16 protein-coding genes are annotated in these 18,076 nt (G+C 63.5%); 7 read left to right on the top strand and 9 right to left on the bottom strand.

Features of this window, described 5'->3' with window-relative positions:
• Positions 1-44: 44 nt before the first annotated feature.
• Positions 45-608 (top strand): DUF1003 domain-containing protein, encoded by a 564-nt coding sequence (locus NKI88_RS03635; protein WP_352653764.1) that lies wholly within the window; start codon positions 45-47, stop codon positions 606-608.
• Complete coding sequence (locus tag NKI88_RS03630) at positions 605-1,213, top strand: DedA family protein (RefSeq protein ID WP_352653763.1); 609 nt, start codon at positions 605-607, stop codon at positions 1,211-1,213. The genes NKI88_RS03635 and NKI88_RS03630 overlap by 4 nt, the downstream gene beginning before the upstream one ends.
• 213 nt (positions 1,214-1,426) lie before the next feature.
• On the opposite strand, the gene NKI88_RS03625 is transcribed toward NKI88_RS03630, so the two are convergent.
• From NKI88_RS03625 to NKI88_RS03615, 3 genes are all read right to left on the bottom strand, one after another.
• Positions 1,427-1,804 (bottom strand): hemerythrin domain-containing protein, encoded by a 378-nt coding sequence (locus NKI88_RS03625; RefSeq protein WP_352653762.1) that lies wholly within the window; start codon positions 1,802-1,804, stop codon positions 1,427-1,429.
• Between the two features lie 43 nt (positions 1,805-1,847).
• Positions 1,848-2,207, bottom strand: a complete 360-nt coding sequence (locus NKI88_RS03620) for a diacylglycerol kinase (protein WP_023681553.1) — start codon at positions 2,205-2,207, stop codon at positions 1,848-1,850.
• A 74-nt stretch (positions 2,208-2,281) separates the two neighbouring features.
• Positions 2,282-2,701, bottom strand: coding sequence for a GFA family protein (locus tag NKI88_RS03615; RefSeq protein ID WP_352653761.1), 420 nt, complete (start codon positions 2,699-2,701; stop codon positions 2,282-2,284).
• 338 nt (positions 2,702-3,039) lie between these two features.
• On the opposite strand from NKI88_RS03615, the gene NKI88_RS03610 reads away from it, so the two are divergent.
• The 3 genes from NKI88_RS03610 to NKI88_RS03600 all read left to right on the top strand — a co-directional run bounded on the left by NKI88_RS03610 (position 3,040) and on the right by NKI88_RS03600 (position 5,344).
• Positions 3,040-4,110, top strand: a complete 1,071-nt coding sequence (locus NKI88_RS03610; protein WP_352653760.1) for a GGDEF domain-containing protein — start codon at positions 3,040-3,042, stop codon at positions 4,108-4,110.
• A 105-nt stretch (positions 4,111-4,215) separates the two neighbouring features.
• Entirely contained in the window at positions 4,216-4,614 is a 399-nt protein-coding gene (locus tag NKI88_RS03605) for an antitoxin Xre/MbcA/ParS toxin-binding domain-containing protein (RefSeq protein WP_352653759.1), read from the top strand.
• Entirely contained in the window at positions 4,574-5,344 is a 771-nt protein-coding gene (locus NKI88_RS03600) for an RES family NAD+ phosphorylase (protein WP_023818161.1), read from the top strand. The genes NKI88_RS03605 and NKI88_RS03600 overlap by 41 nt, the downstream gene beginning before the upstream one ends.
• A 58-nt stretch (positions 5,345-5,402) precedes the next feature.
• Here the strand turns inward: NKI88_RS03600 and NKI88_RS03595 are convergent, their stop codons facing one another.
• The gene (locus NKI88_RS03595; protein WP_352653758.1) at positions 5,403-6,776 is read right to left on the bottom strand and encodes a class II 3-deoxy-7-phosphoheptulonate synthase; all 1,374 of its coding nucleotides are present in this window, start codon (positions 6,774-6,776) and stop codon (positions 5,403-5,405) included.
• Positions 6,777-7,049: 273 nt separating this feature from the next.
• Between NKI88_RS03595 and NKI88_RS03590 the strand changes: the two genes are divergently transcribed.
• Positions 7,050-7,658: a hypothetical protein gene (locus NKI88_RS03590; RefSeq protein WP_196815042.1), complete on the top strand. Its 609-nt coding sequence runs from the start codon at positions 7,050-7,052 to the stop codon at positions 7,656-7,658.
• Here the strand turns inward: NKI88_RS03590 and mfd are convergent.
• Positions 7,655-11,146 (bottom strand): transcription-repair coupling factor, encoded by a 3,492-nt coding sequence (gene mfd / locus NKI88_RS03585; protein WP_352653756.1) that lies wholly within the window; start codon positions 11,144-11,146, stop codon positions 7,655-7,657. The two genes, NKI88_RS03590 and mfd, sit on opposite strands and share 4 nt — an antisense overlap.
• 10 nt (positions 11,147-11,156) lie before the next feature.
• On the bottom strand, positions 11,157-11,444 hold the full coding sequence (locus NKI88_RS03580) for an FAD assembly factor SdhE (RefSeq protein ID WP_023681561.1): 288 nt from the start codon (positions 11,442-11,444) through the stop codon (positions 11,157-11,159).
• A 314-nt stretch (positions 11,445-11,758) separates the two neighbouring features.
• Here NKI88_RS03580 and recG point away from each other — a divergent pair, with 314 nt between their 5' ends.
• Complete coding sequence (gene recG, locus NKI88_RS03575) at positions 11,759-13,867, top strand: ATP-dependent DNA helicase RecG (protein WP_352653755.1); 2,109 nt, start codon at positions 11,759-11,761, stop codon at positions 13,865-13,867.
• Here recG and NKI88_RS03570 read toward each other — a convergent pair.
• From NKI88_RS03570 to glmU, 3 genes are all read right to left on the bottom strand, one after another.
• The gene (locus NKI88_RS03570; protein ID WP_352653754.1) at positions 13,819-14,589 is read right to left on the bottom strand and encodes a DUF502 domain-containing protein; all 771 of its coding nucleotides are present in this window, start codon (positions 14,587-14,589) and stop codon (positions 13,819-13,821) included. The two genes, recG and NKI88_RS03570, sit on opposite strands and share 49 nt — an antisense overlap.
• Positions 14,590-14,681: 92 nt before the next feature.
• Positions 14,682-16,505, bottom strand: coding sequence for a glutamine--fructose-6-phosphate transaminase (isomerizing) (gene glmS, locus NKI88_RS03565; protein ID WP_023729847.1), 1,824 nt, complete (start codon positions 16,503-16,505; stop codon positions 14,682-14,684).
• Between the two features lie 195 nt (positions 16,506-16,700).
• The gene (glmU, locus tag NKI88_RS03560) at positions 16,701-18,074 is read right to left on the bottom strand and encodes a bifunctional UDP-N-acetylglucosamine diphosphorylase/glucosamine-1-phosphate N-acetyltransferase GlmU (RefSeq protein WP_352653753.1); all 1,374 of its coding nucleotides are present in this window, start codon (positions 18,072-18,074) and stop codon (positions 16,701-16,703) included.
• Positions 18,075-18,076: the final 2 nt, after the last annotated feature.

The following is an 18,076-nucleotide window of genomic DNA, read 5'->3' as shown; positions in this document are numbered from 1 at the left end:
GCAAACGAGGCTGCCAAGCCGACGCTTTTCCTATGGAGACATCCATGCACAAGACCGTGCCAGAACTGGCCAACCGCTGGCTGAAGCGAACGCCGGAGGGCCTCAGCGAGCTCGAGCGGCGGGTGTTGCAGAGCACTGTCGACCGCAAGCCCATCTCGCAGGATATCAACGACAGCCTCACCGGCCTTCAGGGCGCCGGCGACCGGATCGCCGATGCCATTGCCCGCATCGGCGGCTCGTGGACGTTCATCCTGTCCTTCATTGCTTTCCTAGTGCTGTGGATCGGCGCCAATTGGTGGCTGCTCGGGCGAGACTCGTTCGACCCCTACCCCTTCATCTTCCTCAACCTGGTGCTGTCGATGATCGCCGCCTTGCAGGCGCCGGTGATCATGATGTCGCAGAACCGACAGGCCGTGCGCGACCGCATCGACGCCGCGCATGACTATGAGGTCAACCTCAAGGCCGAGATCGAGATCATGGCTCTGCATGAAAAGCTGGACGAACTGCGCCACAGCCAGATCATCGGCGTGCGCGAGGACATCGCGCGCCTGGCCGAACAGGTGAACCGCATAGACGAAAAACTGTCGGGCCGGCAAACCTCTCAATGACCTGGATCGTCCATCACCTCATCGAGCAATATGGGTTGATCGCGGTTTTCCTGGGCTGTGTCGCCGAAGGCGAAAGTGCGGCCATCCTCGGCGGCTTCTTCGCCCATCAGCATGTCTTCATCCTCTGGAAGGCTTTCCTCGCGGCCGCCATTGGCGCCTTCGTCGGCGACACGTTTTTCTTCATTCTCGGCCGCAGCTTTGCCGACCATCCCAGGGTGCTGAAACTGAAGGCGAGGCCCGGCTTCAACCACGCCTACCGTCTCGTCTCGTCCCATCCCAACATCTTCGTCCTGTCCAACCGCTACATCTATGGCCTGCGCCTGGTCGGCGGCATCGCGGCCGGTTTCGCCAGCATTTCGGTAGCGCGCTTCGTTATCCTCAACGCGGTGTCGTCGCTGGTCTGGGCGGCTTTGTTCTGCGGCGTCGGCTACGTCTTCGGCCTCGGGGCCGAGCAGATGATCGGCAAGGCACTGCTCCATCACGAACGGCTGCTGATCGCGCTTGCCATAGGTCTGGCTTTCGCCATCCTTGCCTGGCTCATCGCCCGCACCGTCGCCGGCAAGGAGCGCGCCAAGGACGCCCGCGACAGCGAAACCACATCGTAAGGTTCAGTCGTCGTCCTCGACCAGAGCCCGGTCGCCGCGATCGAGGATCAGCGGGATGATGAGATCTTCCTCGTCGGCCAGATGCCGCTTCAGCGTGGCGATCAGCCGGCTGTTCTCGTCCGCATAGGCGTCGGCGGCGAAGCGCTGCCTGTCCTCGCTCTCCTCGAGCGTGCGGATGAAGGCGTTCGCCGTCTCGGCGTTGCGCTCCAGCCCCTAATGAATGGTGTGATGGTCGGCATCGAGGATTTCGAAGCCGCGCTTCAGGCGCGGCTCCGCCTTGGCGAAAGCCGGGAAATATTGGTAGTCCTCGACATTGTGGTGGCCGTCGAGATTGCCGAGAAAGTGGTTCAGCCGCGGCGCGAACCAGCGCGCGAAATCCGGCGCCGTCAGCCTGCCTTCGCGATAGTCGCCAATGCCGTTGGTGAGCATGCCGCCCAGCTCTCGGAACATGTCGTGCCGCTGCAGCCACATGTTTGCCATGCCGTGGATGTTGGCGTGGCCCTGCCATGTCTCGCGCGGATATTTTTCCGCCAGCCAGCGCAGGTCTTCCGGCAGGCCGGCTCTTTCAAGCAGCAGAAAATTGGCTTCCACGACGTCAGTCTCCTTTGGTGACTAACATATGGGAGCGTTCAGATCAGATCGGTAGTCCCGTGATGCGCTCGATGAGGGCGATTCCCCAGACGCCGGCGACGATAATAACCGAAATCAGCACCGCCAGCGAGCCGCAGTCCTTGGCGAGCTGGATGTCGACGTTGAACTCGCGACTGAAGGCATCGCAGGCTGCCTCGATGCCGGTGTTCAGCACTTCGACCATGATGAGCAGCAGCACCGCGCCGATCAACAGCGCGTAGCCGCGCCACGAGACCGAGACGAACCAGCCGAGCGGCAGCGCCAGCACCAGCAGCATCAGTTCCTGCTGAAATGCCCTTTCGCTGGCGGCGAGCTTGCGAAAGGCTCGCACAGAATTGAAGTAAGCACCGATCAGCCGCTGCATGCCGCATCCCCTTCGAATCACCGGCAGGGGATATCGCAATGGCTGGATCAAGGGAATAAGGCAGCCGCCAAAAATCACTCCTCCGCAACCTTGATCGTCGGCGTCGACTTCTCGAACTGCGGCAGTCCATCGTCGATCGTATAGTAATCGCCCTTGTCGCCGACAAAGATGTGGCATTGGCCTTCGAGCCCGGTCGGGTTGTCGAACGATCCGGCCAGAACTGAGACATAGGCATCCTGACCCGGCTTCCAGAACAGCACCGAGCCGCAGATCTTGCAAAAGCCGCGCTTGGCAAAGGAAGACGATTCGTACCAGCTGATGTTGTCGGCGCCGGTTATCGTGATGTCGCCGTCGGCGACGTTGGTCGCGGCGTAAAAATGCCCGCTCTGATTGCGGCACTGCGAACAGTGGCAATAAATGACGCCGCGCAACGGCCCTCGCGTCTGGAAACGCACGGCTCCACACAGGCAAGATCCGCTGTGGTTGTTGCTCATCCCTACCTCCACCAGCCATCGTCCACGGCTTCGCCGCTGGCCGAGAGGATTTCAGTTTTGCCGCAGCCGGGCACCGGCAAATGCGACATGGGGTGGGCGTGTTCGGACCTGACCTCAGGATCTTTGCAAACCATTTCTGCAGCCTGCGGTAGAACGGACGCGTTACCTGGCGGCACATTAAGGAAACTTTAGCGCCGGCGCATCTATGGTCGTTGCCAAGCGAATGTCGCGATTGGGGACGTGTCTTTCGCAGGATGATCCGAAATACGGCTGGCACTCTCCGGTCGGCGGCATCTCGCACGGTCTGCGATGGTTCCCAGAGGCAGAGTGAACAGAACATGCAGCCGGCAGCCGTCCAGACCGACCGAAACAGCGACATTGCAACAGCCGTTGTGGCGGCCATGCGTCAGCTCGGCGTGCTTGGCCTGCCGCGCAATTACGAAATCTTCTACGAAGCACTGAAAGGCACCAATCGCGAACTCGGCCTGGCCGTCGTCGCGCTGGGCAACCAGCCGACGCAGGACGATCTCGACCGCATCGGCCGCGCTTTCTTTGCCCAGCATCACGGTCCCGGCATTGTCGAGCAGGCGCGCGACGTGCTGGCCAGGGAACTCGAGGACATCGCCTTGCTGCTGCGCAGCGAACGTAGCCATATCGAGAAATACGGCAAGATCCTCGATGAGACATCGAGTGGCCTCGCCAACCGCAGCCTGCTTTCGCAGGATCTGCTGCAGAAGGTCGCCAGCGCCATGGCGGCGGCCACCAACTCGACCCTCGACCACGGCAAGCAGGTTGCAACCACGCTGAGCGACAAGACGGCGGAACTGGAGAGCGTCAAGTCGAAGCTTGAGGAGTACAAGCGGCTCGCCGACACCGACCCCTTGACCCATATCTGGAACCGCCGCGCCTTCGACAAGCAAATCACGGCGATTTACACCTCCAACAAGGGGATCCTGTTCAACGCCCTGATCCTTGCCGACATCGACCATTTCAAGGGTGTCAACGATCGCTACGGCCACCCGGTCGGCGACAAGATCATCCAGATCGTCGCTGAAATCTTCCAGACCAGCATCCGTGAAGACATGTTCGTTGCCCGCACCGGCGGGGAGGAATTCGCGCTGATCGTCGAGGGCGCCAGCGAGGATACCACTTACGAGATCGCCGAACGCATCCGCGTGCTGATCGAACAGACGCCGTTCACCAGCAGCCAGACCGGCGCCAATTACGGCACGGTGACCGTTTCCATGGGCATCTGCATGGCTTCCGAAGCGGAAAGCCCGGAGGATCTTTACACCAAGGCGGACCGGGCGCTCTACCGCTCCAAGGTTGGCGGGCGCAACCGCGTCACCCGGCACTCGACAATGGCCGGCCGCACGGGCAAGAACTGGCTGCTATACAAGAAAGACTGACGCTTCGGCGTGCAGCCAATTCCCGGGCACAGGCAAATTTGTCGGATCCCGCCTCTTTCCATATGAATTTCCGTGAACTATATTTTCCATGGAAAGAGAGAGGCCATGTCTGTTACACAACCCAATGCTGCCGCCCCTGATCTGACCGCGAAGGCGGCCGAAAACGCGGTTCTGACCAGGGCCACGCTGCGCGCCGCCGAACTCTTGGATATAACCGCCAGGGTGCTTGCGTCGATCATCGGCGTCTCGGAAGCCACGGTTTCACGCATGCGCAGGCAGGAATTCCTGCTGGAGCGCGGCACCAAGCCATTCGAACTCGCGGTGCTGTTCGTGCGGCTGTTCCGTTCGCTCGACGCCATTGTCGGCGGTGACGAGACGATAGCCCGGGCATGGCTGAAGAACGCCAATACCGCGTTCGATGGCAGCCCGCTTGAAAAGATCCTCACCATTACCGGGCTTGTCGATGTCATTGCCTATCTGGACTCCCGACGCGCTCTCGTCTGAAGCCGTCCGGCTCGACGGCAAATACTGGCGCATGGTCGAGGCGCAGCACCGCGTCTCGACGCTGAAGATCGTCGACACGCTGGACGAACAGGCGCTGCTCGAGGATCTGATCGAGGAGACCAAGCCGCAAATCCCCATGGAATGCCGGCATCTCCACTATCTCCTGGCGACGCCCTTCCGCTACGGCTCGATCTATCCCTACGGCTCGCGCTTCCGCCGCGCTGGCCGCACCCTGGGTGTCTACTATGCCGCGGAGACGATCATGACGGCGGTCGCCGAAATGGCCTTCTACCGCCTGTTGTTCTTCGCCGATTCGCCCGACACGCCATGGCCGCACGACGCCGCCGAATACACCGCCTTCGCCGCCGCGATCCGCACCGACAAAGCCATCGACCTGACGCGGCCGCCACTCGACCGCGATCAGGCTGAGTGGACGCATCCGACCGACTACGCCGCCAGCCAGGCGATTGCCGATGTCGCGCGTGAGGCTGGGTTGGAGGCGATCCGCTACCGTTCGGCGCGCGACCCGAAGGGCGCCAACATAGCGCTGCTGGCATGTCGCGGCTTTACCAAGGCCAAGCCGCTGGAGCCGCACACATGGCGCATCCGGCTGGGCTCGTTCGGTGTCCAGGCGATCTGCGAGTTTCCGGAAAGGCGCCTCGAGTTTTCCAGAGCCGCCTTTGCCAACGATCCCCGGCTTAACGGCCTGCGATGGGAACGCGGGCGTTGATCTAAACGAAAAAGCGCCGGATTTCTCCGGCGCTTTCCACTTCAATCTGAAAACGGGTTCAGCCGTTCACCGCCTGCTTGTGCTGCACCGGATGGGTCTTCTTCAAGAGGTCGGACACCAGGAACGCCAGCTCGATCGCCTGGTCGGCGTTGAGGCGCGGGTCGCAATGGGTGTGGTAGCGATCCTGCAGTTCCTCTGCGGTGATGGCGCGGGCGCCGCCGGTGCATTCGGTGACGTTCTTGCCGGTCATTTCGACATGGATGCCGCCGGGATGCGTGCCTTCGGCGCGATGCACCTCGAAGAAGGTCTGGACTTCCTTGAGGATGCGGTCGAATGGCCGCGTCTTGTAGCCGGCTGCCTCGATGGTGTTGCCGTGCATCGGGTCGGACGACCACACGACGCTGCGGCCTTCCTTCTGCACCGCGCGCACCAGCTTCGGCAGATGGTCGGCGACCTTGTCGGAGCCGAAGCGGGCGATCAGCGTCAGCCGGCCCGGCTCGTTCTCCGGATTGAGCAGGTCGATGAGCTCCAGCAAACCATCCGGCGTCAGCGACGGACCGCATTTGAGGCCGAGCGGGTTCTTGATGCCGCGGCAATATTCGACATGCGCATGGTCGGGCTGGCGGGTTCGGTCGCCGATCCAGATCATGTGGCCGGAGGTTGCATACCAGTCGCCCGACGTCGAATCGACGCGGGTCAGCGCCTCTTCATAGCCGAGCAACAGCGCTTCGTGGCTGGTGTAGAAATCGGTCTCGCGCAAGGCGTAGTTGGTTTCCGAGGTGATGCCGACGGCCTTCATGAAGTCCATCGTCTCGGTGATGCGGTTCGCGAGCTTGCCGTATTTCTCGCCCTGCGGGCTGTCGGAGACGAAACCCAGCATCCAGCTATGCACGTTCTCCAGGCTGGCATAGCCGCCCTGGGCGAAGGCGCGCAACAGGTTGAGCGTCGCCGCCGACTGGCGGTAGGCCATCTCCTGACGGGCAGGATCGGGAATGCGCGACTTCGGGTCGAACTCGATGCCGTTGATGATATCGCCGCGGTAGCTCGGCAGCGTCACTTCGCCCTTGGTCTCATTGTCGGACGAGCGCGGTTTGGCGAACTGGCCGGCAACGCGGCCGACCTTCACCACCGGCTGTGCGCCGGCAAAGGTCAGCACCACCGACATCTGCAGGAAGACGCGGAAGAAGTCGCGGATGTTGTCCGCGCCATGCTCGGCGAAACTCTCGGCGCAATCGCCACCCTGGAGAAGGAATGCGTCACCGGCAGCGACAGCCGCAAGCTGCTTCGTCAGCTTGCGCGCCTCACCTGCAAAAACCAGCGGCGGAAAGGTGGAAAGCTGGGCTTCCGTGTTCTTCAGCGCGGCAAGATCCGGATAGGTGGGAACCTGCTTGATCGGCTTTGCTCTCCAAGAATTCGGCGACCATTTCGTCATCGCTGCACCCAAACGCTCTTTCCAGCAGGTCTTTTGCCCGCCATTCCCGCCCCCATATGGGGATCGCGGCTCCATACACGAAGCCGATTTCCTATTCTAGACCGGAATTCAAGCGCTGGCGAATGATGGGGAGCGCCATGCCGCGACCCACTTTGGCTTCTTATCTTCGCGGCGGCTGTGCAATATCGCTTGGTGCCAGAATCGATCCTCACCGATCTAGTCGCGCCGGTCATCGTCCGCTGCGCAACAATTCTCCATGGAGTCCCTATGTCCGTGTCCGCCTACCTTGACCGCGTGCGCCGCGAGCAAGGCCTGTTTACGATCGAAGAGGTGGTTGGCCTGTCCGAGCGCGGCAACGTGATCTACGACCCCTACTCCACGCTGATTTCCGCAGGCGCCGTCATCGGGCGAGGCAACGTCTTCTTCCCCGGCGTCTACCTGTTCTGCACCGACGGTGGCGCGCTGGAGATCGGCGACGCCAACATTTTCCACGCCAACACACTGTTCGAAGCATCCGCCGGCGCAATCCGCGTCGGCTCACGCAACCAGTTTGGCGAAGGCGGTTTTACTGCAAAGGCCAACAGGCCGGGAGCCTCGATCGTGATCGGCGATCGAGGCCGCTATCTCAACGGCGCGGCGGTCTTCGGCGAAACGGTGCTGGGTTCAGGCAGCCAGCTTCTCGGTGCAATCACAGTCGACAGTTGCCGGCTGGAACCGGGCGGCAGTTTTCGTGAGCCCGACCCCGACCGCCGGGCCGGATTGCTGAAAGGCGCCGGCGCCGCGCGCGGCTTCACCGTGCCTGCCGGGCACGTCATCGTCGGCGCCGGCACGTTCTCGGCATCCGACCTGCAGTTGCAGTCGAATTTCCATCCGAAAGTCTAGGCGGCCACCAGCCGCGCCAGCTGGGTCATGACGACAGCCGAGCCCGCCAGACGCTTCTCGGCTGTCGGCCAGTCGCGGATGAAGACCACGCTGTGGTCGGCCCTGATCTTGGCCAGCGAGCCCTGTTCGCCGATGTACTTGACCAGCCCGACCGGGTTGGAAAACTCGCGCTTGCGGAAATGGATGACGACGCCCTTGGGGCCGGCATCGAGCTTTTCGACATTGGCCCTGCGGCAGAGTGCCTTGATGAAGACGATCTTGAGCAGATGCTTCACTTCCTCCGGCAGCGGGCCGAAGCGGTCGATCAGCTCGGCGCCGAAAGCATCGATCTCCTCGGTGTTTTCGAGATCGCCAAGGCGGCGGTAGAGCGCCAGCCTGAGCTGAAGGTCCGGCACGTAGCTTTCCGGGATCATGACAGCCGTGCCGACAGCGATCTGCGGCGACCAGCCGCCGTCCTGGACCTCGCCGGAGTCCTTCACCTCGGCCACCGCCTCTTCCAGCATCTGCTGGTAAAGCTCGAAGCCGACCTCCTTGATGTGTCCGGATTGTTCTTCGCCGAGTAGATTGCCGGCGCCCCTGATGTCGAGGTCGTGGCTCGCGAGCTGGAACCCGGCGCCAAGCGTGTCCAGCGACTGCAGCACCTTCAGCCGGCGCTCGGCCGTGTCGGTGAGCTTGCGGTTGGCCGGCAGCGTGAACAACGCATATGCCCGCACCTTGGAACGGCCGACGCGGCCGCGCAGCTGGTAGAGCTGCGACAGGCCGAACATATCGGCGCGATGGATGATCAGCGTGTTGGCGGTCGGAATGTCGAGCCCGGATTCGACGATGGTGGTCGACAACAGCACGTCGTACTGGCCGTCATAGAAGGCGTTCATGATGTCGTCGAGTTCGCCCGGCGGCATCTGGCCATGGGCCACCGCCACCTTCAGCTCGGGGACGGATTCGCGCAGGAAATCATGGATTTCGGCGAGATCGCTGATACGCGGCACGACATAGAAGGAATGGCCGCCGCGATAGCGTTCGCGCAGCAGCGTCTCGCGGATGACCAGCGGGTCGAAAGGCGAGATGAAGGTGCGCACCGCCATGCGGTCGACCGGCGGCGTGGCGATCAGCGACAGTTCGCGAACGCCGGTCAAGGCAAGCTGCAGCGTGCGCGGGATCGGCGTCGCCGACAGCGTCAGCACATGGACGTCGGTCTTGAGGTCCTTCAGCCGTTCCTTGTGCTTGACGCCAAAATGCTGCTCCTCGTCGATGATCAGCAGGCCGAGATTCTTGAACGAGATCGCCGACCCGAGCAGTGCATGGGTGCCGATGACGATGTCGACCTGCCCCTCGGCGATGGCTTTCTTGGTTTCCGCCAGTTCCTTGGCGCCGACCAGCCGCGAGGCCTGGCCGACGCGGATCGGCAGGCCGGAGAAGCGCTGCGAAAAAGTCTTGAAATGCTGGCGCGACAACAGCGTCGTCGGCACCACGACCGCGACCTGGAACCCTTCCATCGCCGCGATGAAGGCGGCGCGCAACGCCACTTCGGTCTTGCCGAAGCCGACATCGCCGCAGATCAGCCGGTCCATCGGCTTGCCGGCGCCGAGATCGTCCACGACGGCATCGATCGCGCCCTGCTGGTCGTCGGTCTCCTCATAGGGAAAGCGCGCCGAGAATTCGCCGTAAAGCCCTTCCGCCGGCACCATGGGCGGCGCGGTACGCATCTGGCGCTCGGCGGCAATGCGGATCAACTGTCCGGCCATGTCGAGCAGGCGCTTCTTCAGCCGCGCCTTGCGCGACTGCCAGGCGCCGCCGCCGAGCTTGTCCAGCGTCGCCTCGGCTGTGTCAGAGCCGTAGCGCGACAGAAGCTCGATGTTTTCCACCGGCAGGAACAGCCGGTCGTCGCCGGCATAGTGGATTTCCAGGCAGTCATGCGGCGCGCCGACCGCCTCGATGGTGCGCAGGCCGATGAAGCGGCCAATGCCGTGATCGGCGTGGACGACGATGTCGCCGGCCGACAGCGACGAGGCCTCGGCGATGAAATCCGACGCGCGCTTCTTGCGCTTCGAGCGGCGGATCAGCCGGTCGCCCAGAATGTCCTGCTCGGCGACGACGACCAGCTGTTCGGTCTCGAAGCCGGATTCCAGCGGCAGCACGGCGAGTGCCGCCTGCCCCGGCTCGAGCTTTTCCGCCTCGGCCAGCGTCGCCACCGGCACGAGATTGCCGAGATGGTGCTCGGCCAGGATCTGGCCCAACCGGTCGAGCGAGCCTTCGGTCCAGCCGGCGACGATGACCCGGCGGCGCGCCGCGCGCTCGTCAGCGATGTGTTTTACGACGACATCGAAGACGTTGATGTTTGGGTCAGCCCGTTCCTCGGCAAAGCTGCGGCCATGGCGCGAGCCGCCATGGAAGACCTTCTTGGCCCCGACATCGGGCGCGTCGAAGGCGGTGAAGTCGATGGCTTCGCGCGGTCCGAGCGACGCCACGAGGTTTTCCGGTGAGAGATAGAGCAGGTCCGGCGCCACCGGCTTGTAGGGCACGGCGTCCTTCAACGCGGCGTCGGCCTGTTTGCGGCGCGCTTCGTAGTGGTCGAGGATCAGCGTGTGACGCTCAGCCAGCGCTTCGTGCGCCAGATGGTCGAAGATGACAGGCGCATCCGGCAGATAATCAAACACTGTCTCCAGCCGCTCGTAGAACAGCGGCAGCCAGTGCTCCATGCCGGCAAAGCGCCGCCCTTCGCTCACCGCCGCATAAAGGCCGTCGTCGCGCTGCGGCGCGCCAAAGGCTTCGATATAGGAGCGGCGGAAGCGGCTGATGGTTTCGGGGGTCAGCGCCACTTCACTCATCGCCTGCAGCGCCATCGACTTGCGCTGGCCGGTGGTGCGCTGCGTGGCGGCGTCGAAGACGCGGATCGATTCCAGCGTGTCGCCGAAGAAATCGAGCCGCAGTGCTTCCGTCCAGCCGGGTGCGTAGAGGTCGAGGATGCCGCCGCGCACGGCGAATTCGCCGATACCGCGCACCGTCGGCACCCGCTCGAAGCCGGAAATCTCCAGCCGGGACACCAGCGCGTTCATGTCGATCTGGTTGCCGGGCTTTGCGTGGAAAGTCTGCGCTTCGACCAGATCGGCCGGCGGAATGCGCTGCAGCAGCGCATTGGCAGTGGTCAGGATGACCGCGCGATGCGGCTTTTTTGCCAGCGCGATCATCGCCGTCAGGGCGTCGAGCCGCTTGGCAGCGGCATCGGAGCCTGGCGAAACGCGGTCATAGGGCAGGCAATCCCAGGCCGGCAACTCCAGCACCGGCAGGCCGGGGGCGGCAAAGGTCAGCGCCTCGATGATCGACGGCAGGCGCTGGCCGTCGCGCGCCACGAACAGCACCGGTTTGTCAGGCGCAATCTCATGGATCGCCTGCACCAGCGCAAAGGCTTCGTAGCCATCGGCAACGCCGTCGACGATGAACTGGCCGGCACGGCCTTTCGGCAGACCGATTTTGGGAATGAGGCTCATGGTTGCACGTTTAAAATGTCATGGTCCGGCGCGATGCCAGGATCTTTTGCAGGACGGCACAGTCGATATTCCTGGGAACCGGGCGTTCGCCGGTGACCATGGGCAGGAATTCGGTGTCGGGAATGTCGAGCAGCCTTTCATATTGGTCGATTTCATCGCCGGTCAAGGCGCCGATCTCGTTGTCGGCAAACGTACCGAGGATAAGGTCCATCTCGCGCATCCCGCGATGCCAGGAGCGGAACAACAGCTTGCGGCGCCTGATATCCAGCCCCTCGCTTGATCGTTTCGTCCCGGTCATCGTGCCGCATCCTTGCTTGGTGCGGCGCATATAGCGTGGATAGAGGGCGGTGTCAGCCTTGCAACGCACGGGTGGGCGGCTAAACATCCCGGGTGTGAAGAACACTCCTGACAACGCTGGTGCCGGACACCGCCCGCACTTCACCCTCCCCCTTGTGGGGAGGGTCGGCGAGCACGCTTCGCAAAGCGAAGCGAGTGAGACGGGGTGGGGGTGCGGCGCTGACCTACCGACTTCCTCGAAAGTTAGACGCGCACCTACCCCCACCCCGCTCCGCTTCGCGGATCGACCCTCCCCACAGGGGGGAGGGTAAAGGCATGCGCCCCTCCCTCCTCGACCCTCTCTTCGTCCCCATCACTTCGCTTGCCGGCGTCGGCCCCAAGGTTGGCGCTCTGATCGAGAAGGTGGTGGCGGCCGATCTCGGCGAACGGCCGGCGCGCGCGGGCGACCTGTTGTTCGTGCTGCCGCACACCGTCATCGACCGCCGCAATCGTCCCGGCATCGCGCTTGCGCCGGCCGGCGCCATCGTCACGCTCGACGTGCGCATCGACCGCCACCAGCCGCCGCCGCGCGGCAACCGGTCGGTGCCTTACCGCGTCTATGCCCATGACGACACCGGCGAGATCGGCCTGATCTTCTTCCACGCCCATGCCGCCTATCTCGAAAAGGCGATGCCGGTGGGCGAGCATGTCGTCGTCTCCGGTCGCATGGAGTGGTTCAACGGCCGCCCGACCATGGTCCATCCCGACCATATCGCTTTGGCAGGTGACACTGAGAGCCTGCCGCTCGTCGAACCGGTCTATCCGCTCACTGCGGGCCTGTCCGGAAAAGTGCTGCGCCGCGCCGTCGGCCAGGCGCTCGGGCGGCTGCCGGAATTGCCGGAGTGGCAAGACGACGCCTTCATGCGCAAGCAGACCTTTCCGGCCTTTGCCGGCGCGCTCGCCCGCATCCACTATCCCGCGGACCCGATCGATGTCGCCATCGAGGGGGTGGCATGGCGCCGCCTTGCCTATGACGAGCTTCTCGCCGGCCAGGTCTCGCTGGCGCTGGTGCGGGCAAAGGTGCGCCGGCTGTCGGGCCGGCCGCTCATCGGCGACGGTCGCATCGTCGAGAAACTGCGCGCAGCCCTGCCCTATTCATTGACCGGCAGCCAGGAATTCGCGCTCGCCGAAATCAATGCCGATCTCGCCGACCCCGAGCGCATGCTGCGCCTGCTGCAAGGCGATGTCGGCTCCGGCAAGACGGTGGTGGCGCTGCTCGCCATGGCGCGCGCCGTGGAGGCCGGCGGCCAGGCGGCCTTGATGGCGCCGACCGAAATCCTGGCGCGCCAGCATCTGGCGACAATCACGCCGCTGGCCGAACAGGCCGGCCTGCGCGTCGCTATCCTGACCGGCCGCGAAAAGGGCCGCGAACGCACTGAAACGCTATCAGGTCTCGCCAGCGGCGAGATCGACATCGTCGTCGGCACCCATGCGCTGTTCCAGGAAACGGTGACCTATCACGACCTCGTCTTTGCCGTGGTCGACGAGCAACACCGCTTCGGCGTCCACCAGCGGCTTGCCATCACCGCCAAGGGCGACGCCCCCGACATGCTGGTGATGACGGCGACGCCGATCCCGCGCACTCTGGTGCTGACCGCCTTCGGCGACATGGACGTCTCCAAGCTGACGGAAAAGCCGGTTGGCCGCCAGCCGATCCGCACCGTCACGCTGCCGCTGGAACGGCTGGACGAGCTGGTCGGGCGCATGCTTGATGCCGTTGCCGACGGCCAGAAGATCTACTGGATCTGCCCGCTGATCGAGGAATCCGAAGAGATCAAGCTGATGTCGGCCGAGGACCGTTTTGCCTCGCTGCAGCCCTTGTTCGGCGATCGCATCGGCCTCGTCCATGGCCGCATGAGGGGCGCCGAAAAGGACGAGGCGATGCGCGCCTTCAAAGCCGGCGAAACCCGCATCCTGATCGCCACCACCGTCATCGAGGTCGGCGTCGACGTGCCGGACGCCACGATCATGGTCATCGAGCATGCCGAGCGTTTTGGCCTGGCGCAACTGCACCAGCTGCGCGGCCGCGTCGGCCGCGGCGACAAGCCTTCTTCCTGCGTGCTGCTTTACAAGGACCCGCTCGGCGAGACGGCAAAGCGCCGGCTGTCGGTGATGCGCGAGACCGAGGACGGTTTCCTGATCGCCGAAGAGGATCTGAAGCTGCGCGGCGAAGGCGAATTGCTCGGCACCCGCCAGTCCGGCACGCCGGGCTTCCAGGTGGCGCGCATCGAGGTGCACGCCGACTTGCTCGAAGCAGCCCGCGACGATGCAAGGCTGATCCTGTCGCGCGACCCGGAACTACAGTCTGAGCGCGGCGAGGCGCTGCGCCTGCTGCTCTATTTGTTCGGCCGCGACGAGGCCGTACGGCTCTTGCGCGCCGGCTGAGCGCCCTCGGCGATCAGCCCGCCAAGCGGCGGGTTGGCGAGATCTCCGTCGATCGGCTGGCCGTTCATAGTCACCATTTTCGGCTTGACTTCGGGCGCCACCAGCCCGGCCGAGACGATCAGCCTGGCGCCGTCCTCGATTGTCATGTCGAGCAGCACGATGTCGGATTTCGGCACGTACATCAGGAAACCGGTGGTAGGGTTCGGCGTGCACGGCATGAACACGGCGATCGTCGGGTCGCCTGCATGGTCGAGCTTCTGGTTGATCTCGGTTTCCTTTTCACTGGCGACGAACACCAGCGACCAGACGCCTTTTCGCGGATATTCGACCAGCCCGACCTGGCGGAACATATCACCCTTGTTCGAAAGCACCGTCTGGAATATCTGCTTCAGCGAACCGTAGATGCCGCGCACCAGCGGCATACGGCCAAGCAGCCGTTCGCCGAAATTGACGATCGCGCGGCCGACGATGTTGGCGGTCATGAAGCCGATCAGCGTGATCAGCACGAGCGCCACGATCAGGCCGAAGCCGGGCACCGGAAACGGCAAATAGGTGTCGGGGCTGTAGCGCGCCGGAATGTACGGCTTCACCCAGGAATCGACCCAGCCGACGAACGACCAGGCGATATAGGCGGTGATCGCCAGCGGCGCGCAGACGATAAAGCCTGTGAGGAAATAGTTCCTCAGCCGGGTCATGCCGGAAGTTCTGGGAGCATCAGACATGGTTCACCGGGGACGCGGGTTGCAGGGCCACACTAGTGAAGCGAACGGCGCTTTGGAACCGCGAAGTTTTTAAGACCGCCGATGAGCGCCGACTACTCCACGGTCACCGATTTCGCTAGATTGCGCGGCTGGTCGACGTCGGTGCCCATGAAGACGGCGGCGTAGTAGGCCAGCATCTGGATCGGCAGCGCGTAGATGATCGGCGAGATGATTTCCGGCACGTCGGGCAGGATGATCGTCTCCATCGTCTTGACGCTGACCTGCGCCGCGCCCTTGGCGTCGGTGATCAGGATGATCTTGCCGCCGCGCGCCGCCACTTCCTGCATGTTCGACACCGTCTTTTCGAAGATGCGATCATGCGGCGCGATGACGATGACCGGCATGTTCTCGTCGATCAGCGCGATCGGCCCGTGCTTCAGTTCGCCCGCGGCATAACCCTCGGCATGGATGTAGGAGATTTCCTTGAGTTTCAGCGCGCCTTCCATGGCCAGCGGGAAATTGGTGTCGCGGCCGAGATAGAGCACGTCCTTGTAGCGCGAGATTTCGCGGGCGATGCGCTCGATCTGCTCTTCGAGCTTGAGCACCTGGTTGGCATAGCGCGGCGCTTCCGAAAGCGCGCGCACCAGCGTCTTTTCCTCGTCCTTCGAGATCGTCCCGCGCGCCACACCCGCACGCACCGCCAGCGAGGCCAGCACCGAAAGCTGGCAGGTGAAAGCCTTGGTCGAGGCGACGCCGATCTCCGGCCCGGCCAACGTCGGCAGCACGACGTCGGATTCGCGCGCCATGGTCGATTCGCGCACATTGACGATGGCGCCGATCTTCATGCCCGCCTTGCGGCAATAGCGCAGCGACGCCAGCGTGTCGGCGGTTTCGCCCGACTGCGAGATGAAGAAGGCCGCGTCATCAGCCGATAGCGGCATTTCGCGGTAGCGGAACTCCGAGGCGACATCGATGTCGACCGGCAGCCGCGCATAGCGCTCGAACCAGTATTTGCTGATCAACCCCGCGAGATAGGCGGTGCCGCAGGCCGAGATCGCCAGCCGGCCGATCTTGGCAAAGTCGAACGGCAGTTCCAGCGGCTTCGACACGCCAGAGACGAAATCGACATAGTGCGCCAGCGTATGCGAGATCACCTCGGGCTGTTCATGGATTTCCTTTTCCATGAAATGGCGGCGGTTGCCCTTGTCGACCATGAAACTGGTCGATAGTGATTGCTGGCGCTTGCGGGCAACCTCTTTGCCGTCGATGTCGAAGATGGTGACGCCATCGCGGCGCACCACCGCCCAGTCGCCGTCTTCAAGGTAGGTGATGGAATTGGTGAAGGGCGCCAGCGCGATGGCGTCGGAGCCCAGAAACATCTCGCCATCGCCATGGCCGACGGCCAGCGGAGGGCCATTGCGGGCGCCGACGATGAGGTCCTCGTCGCCGGTGAACATGATGGCCAGAGCAAAGGCGCCTTCCAGTCGCTTCAGCGCCTGATGCGCCGCCTCGATCGGCTTCAACCCTTTGGCGAGTTCGCGCGCCACCAGGTGCGCCACGACCTCGGTGTCGGTCTGTGACGAGAAGGAATAGCCGTCGCGGATCAGTTCGTCGCGCAGTTCGGCGAAATTCTCGATGATGCCGTTGTGGACGATGGCGACGCCGTCGGAAAAATGCGGATGGGCGTTGGTCTCGTTGGGCACGCCATGCGTGGCCCAGCGCGTGTGGCCGATGCCGATCGTGCCATTGAGCGGCTCGTCCTTCAGCCGGCGTTCGAGGTTGATCAGCTTGCCTTCGGCGCGGCGGCGGCCAAGCCGGCCATGCTCGACCGTGGCGACACCGGCCGAGTCATAGCCGCGATATTCCAGCCGCTTCAGCGCATCGACGATGAGCGGCGCGACCTGGCTCTGGCCGACAATTCCGACGATACCGCACATATGCCTGCCCCCAATTCCCGCTGGAAAACCAGTCCCGATGGAAAACCAGCGCTATCTAGGGATTGCCGGCCCGCCGCGAAAGTCACTTTGCGTTTCGTCTGCTGTAACGGAACGCTTCTCAACCCGATGCACTATGACACACCGCTCTTGCAATCCGGTTACCGCAATTCCTCGGTTGTTCAATTGCTTCGGCGGTTAATGGTCGGTGCCGGCCTTTTTCTTCGCCGCTGCGGCAGACGCGAAGCGCTCGCGCAATTCCTTGCCCTTGCCGGGAATGGTCTTCTGGCGGGCGCGGCCGAAGGCCAGCGCATCGTCCGGCACGCTTTCGGTTATGACGCTACCCGAGGCGATGTAGCCGCCCTTGCCGATCGTAACCGGCGCCACCAGCGACGAGTTCGAACCGATGAAGGCGCCCTCGCCGATGTCGGTGAAAAACTTCGAGTAGCCGTCATAGTTGCAGGTAATGGTGCCGGCGCCGATATTGGCCCCCGCGCCCACACGGGCATCGCCGATATAAGTCAGATGATTGACCTTGGCGCCTTCCTCGATGACCGCCTGCTTGACCTCGCAGAAATTGCCGACCTTCGCCTTGTTGCGAAGATCGGCACCCGGCCGCAGCCGCGCGAACGGCCCGACAACGCAGTTGGAGGCAATGGTGGCGCCTTCGATGTGGCTGAAAGCGTGGATCTTGGCGCCGGTTGCAATTTTCACGCCCGGTCCGAACCAGACATTGGGCTCGACGATCGTGTCGGCGCCGATTTCGGTGTCGTGCGAGAAATACACGGTCTCCGGCGTGATCAGCGTTACGCCCGACAGCATCGCCTCGTGCCGGCGACGCGTCTGCCAGATGTTTTCCGCCTGCGCCAGTTCGGCTCGGTTGTTGATGCCGAGCGCACTCTCGAAGCTGGTTTCGGTGGCAACGACATCGAGCCCTTTCGCACTGGCGATCTCGACGATGTCGGTGAGATAGAACTCGCCCTTGGCGTTCTTGTTGCCAACCTGGTCGAGCAGGTCGAGCGCATGCTTGCCCGCCACCGCCATCATGCCGGCATTACAGAAGCCGATCTTCTTTTCCTCGGCGGAGCAGTCCTTCTCCTCGCGGATGGCGGTGAGCTTGCCGCCCTTTTCGATCAGCCGGCCATAGCCGGTCGGGCTGGGCGGGCGGAAGCCGATCACCACAACAGCCGCGCCATCGGCAAGCTTTTGCCGCGCGGTCACCAGGGCTTCAGCGTCGATCAGCGGCGTGTCGCCGAACATCACGAGAATATCGTCATAACCCTTTGATATCGCATCGCCCGCAGCCAGCACGGCATGCGCAGTGCCGAGCCGCTTCTCCTGCACGAAGGTCTCGGCCTTGGGCGCGAACTTCGCGGCCGCCTTGCGCATATCATCGGCGCCATGGCCGATCACCAGCGCCTGGCTGGCAGCACCGGCTGCCTCGGCCGCTTTCACCACATGGGCGACCATCGGCAGTCCGGCGATCTGGTGCAGCACCTTCGGCATCGCGCTCTTCATGCGCGTGCCTTCACCGGCGGCGAGAATGACGGACAAGCAGGATCTGGTTTGCATGT

Source organism: Mesorhizobium sp. M0317, assembly GCF_040321555.1.
GTDB lineage: Bacteria > Pseudomonadota > Alphaproteobacteria > Rhizobiales > Rhizobiaceae > Mesorhizobium.
This window is presented reverse-complemented; position numbering and strand designations above follow the sequence as displayed.

Bases quoted from the DNA above. Each gene is read 5' to 3' on its own strand.
- NKI88_RS03635 (WP_352653764.1), top strand. From the start codon at position 45: ATGCACAAGACCGTGCCAGAACTGGCCAACCGCTGGCTGAAGCGAACG.
- NKI88_RS03630 (WP_352653763.1), top strand. From the start codon at position 605: ATGACCTGGATCGTCCATCACCTCATCGAGCAATATGGGTTGATCGCG.
- NKI88_RS03620 (WP_023681553.1), bottom strand. From the start codon at position 2,207: ATGCAGCGGCTGATCGGTGCTTACTTCAATTCTGTGCGAGCCTTTCGC.
- NKI88_RS03615 (WP_352653761.1), bottom strand. From the start codon at position 2,701: ATGAGCAACAACCACAGCGGATCTTGCCTGTGTGGAGCCGTGCGTTTC.
- NKI88_RS03610 (WP_352653760.1), top strand. From the start codon at position 3,040: ATGCAGCCGGCAGCCGTCCAGACCGACCGAAACAGCGACATTGCAACA.
- NKI88_RS03605 (WP_352653759.1), top strand. From the start codon at position 4,216: ATGTCTGTTACACAACCCAATGCTGCCGCCCCTGATCTGACCGCGAAG.
- NKI88_RS03600 (WP_023818161.1), top strand. From the start codon at position 4,574: ATGTCATTGCCTATCTGGACTCCCGACGCGCTCTCGTCTGAAGCCGTC.
- NKI88_RS03595 (WP_352653758.1), bottom strand. From the start codon at position 6,776: ATGACGAAATGGTCGCCGAATTCTTGGAGAGCAAAGCCGATCAAGCAG.
- mfd (WP_352653756.1), bottom strand. From the start codon at position 11,146: ATGAGCCTCATTCCCAAAATCGGTCTGCCGAAAGGCCGTGCCGGCCAG.
- NKI88_RS03580 (WP_023681561.1), bottom strand. From the start codon at position 11,444: ATGACCGGGACGAAACGATCAAGCGAGGGGCTGGATATCAGGCGCCGC.
- recG (WP_352653755.1), top strand. From the start codon at position 11,759: ATGCGCCCCTCCCTCCTCGACCCTCTCTTCGTCCCCATCACTTCGCTT.
- NKI88_RS03570 (WP_352653754.1), bottom strand. From the start codon at position 14,589: ATGTCTGATGCTCCCAGAACTTCCGGCATGACCCGGCTGAGGAACTAT.
- glmS (WP_023729847.1), bottom strand. From the start codon at position 16,505: ATGTGCGGTATCGTCGGAATTGTCGGCCAGAGCCAGGTCGCGCCGCTC.
- glmU (WP_352653753.1), bottom strand. From the start codon at position 18,074: ATGCAAACCAGATCCTGCTTGTCCGTCATTCTCGCCGCCGGTGAAGGC.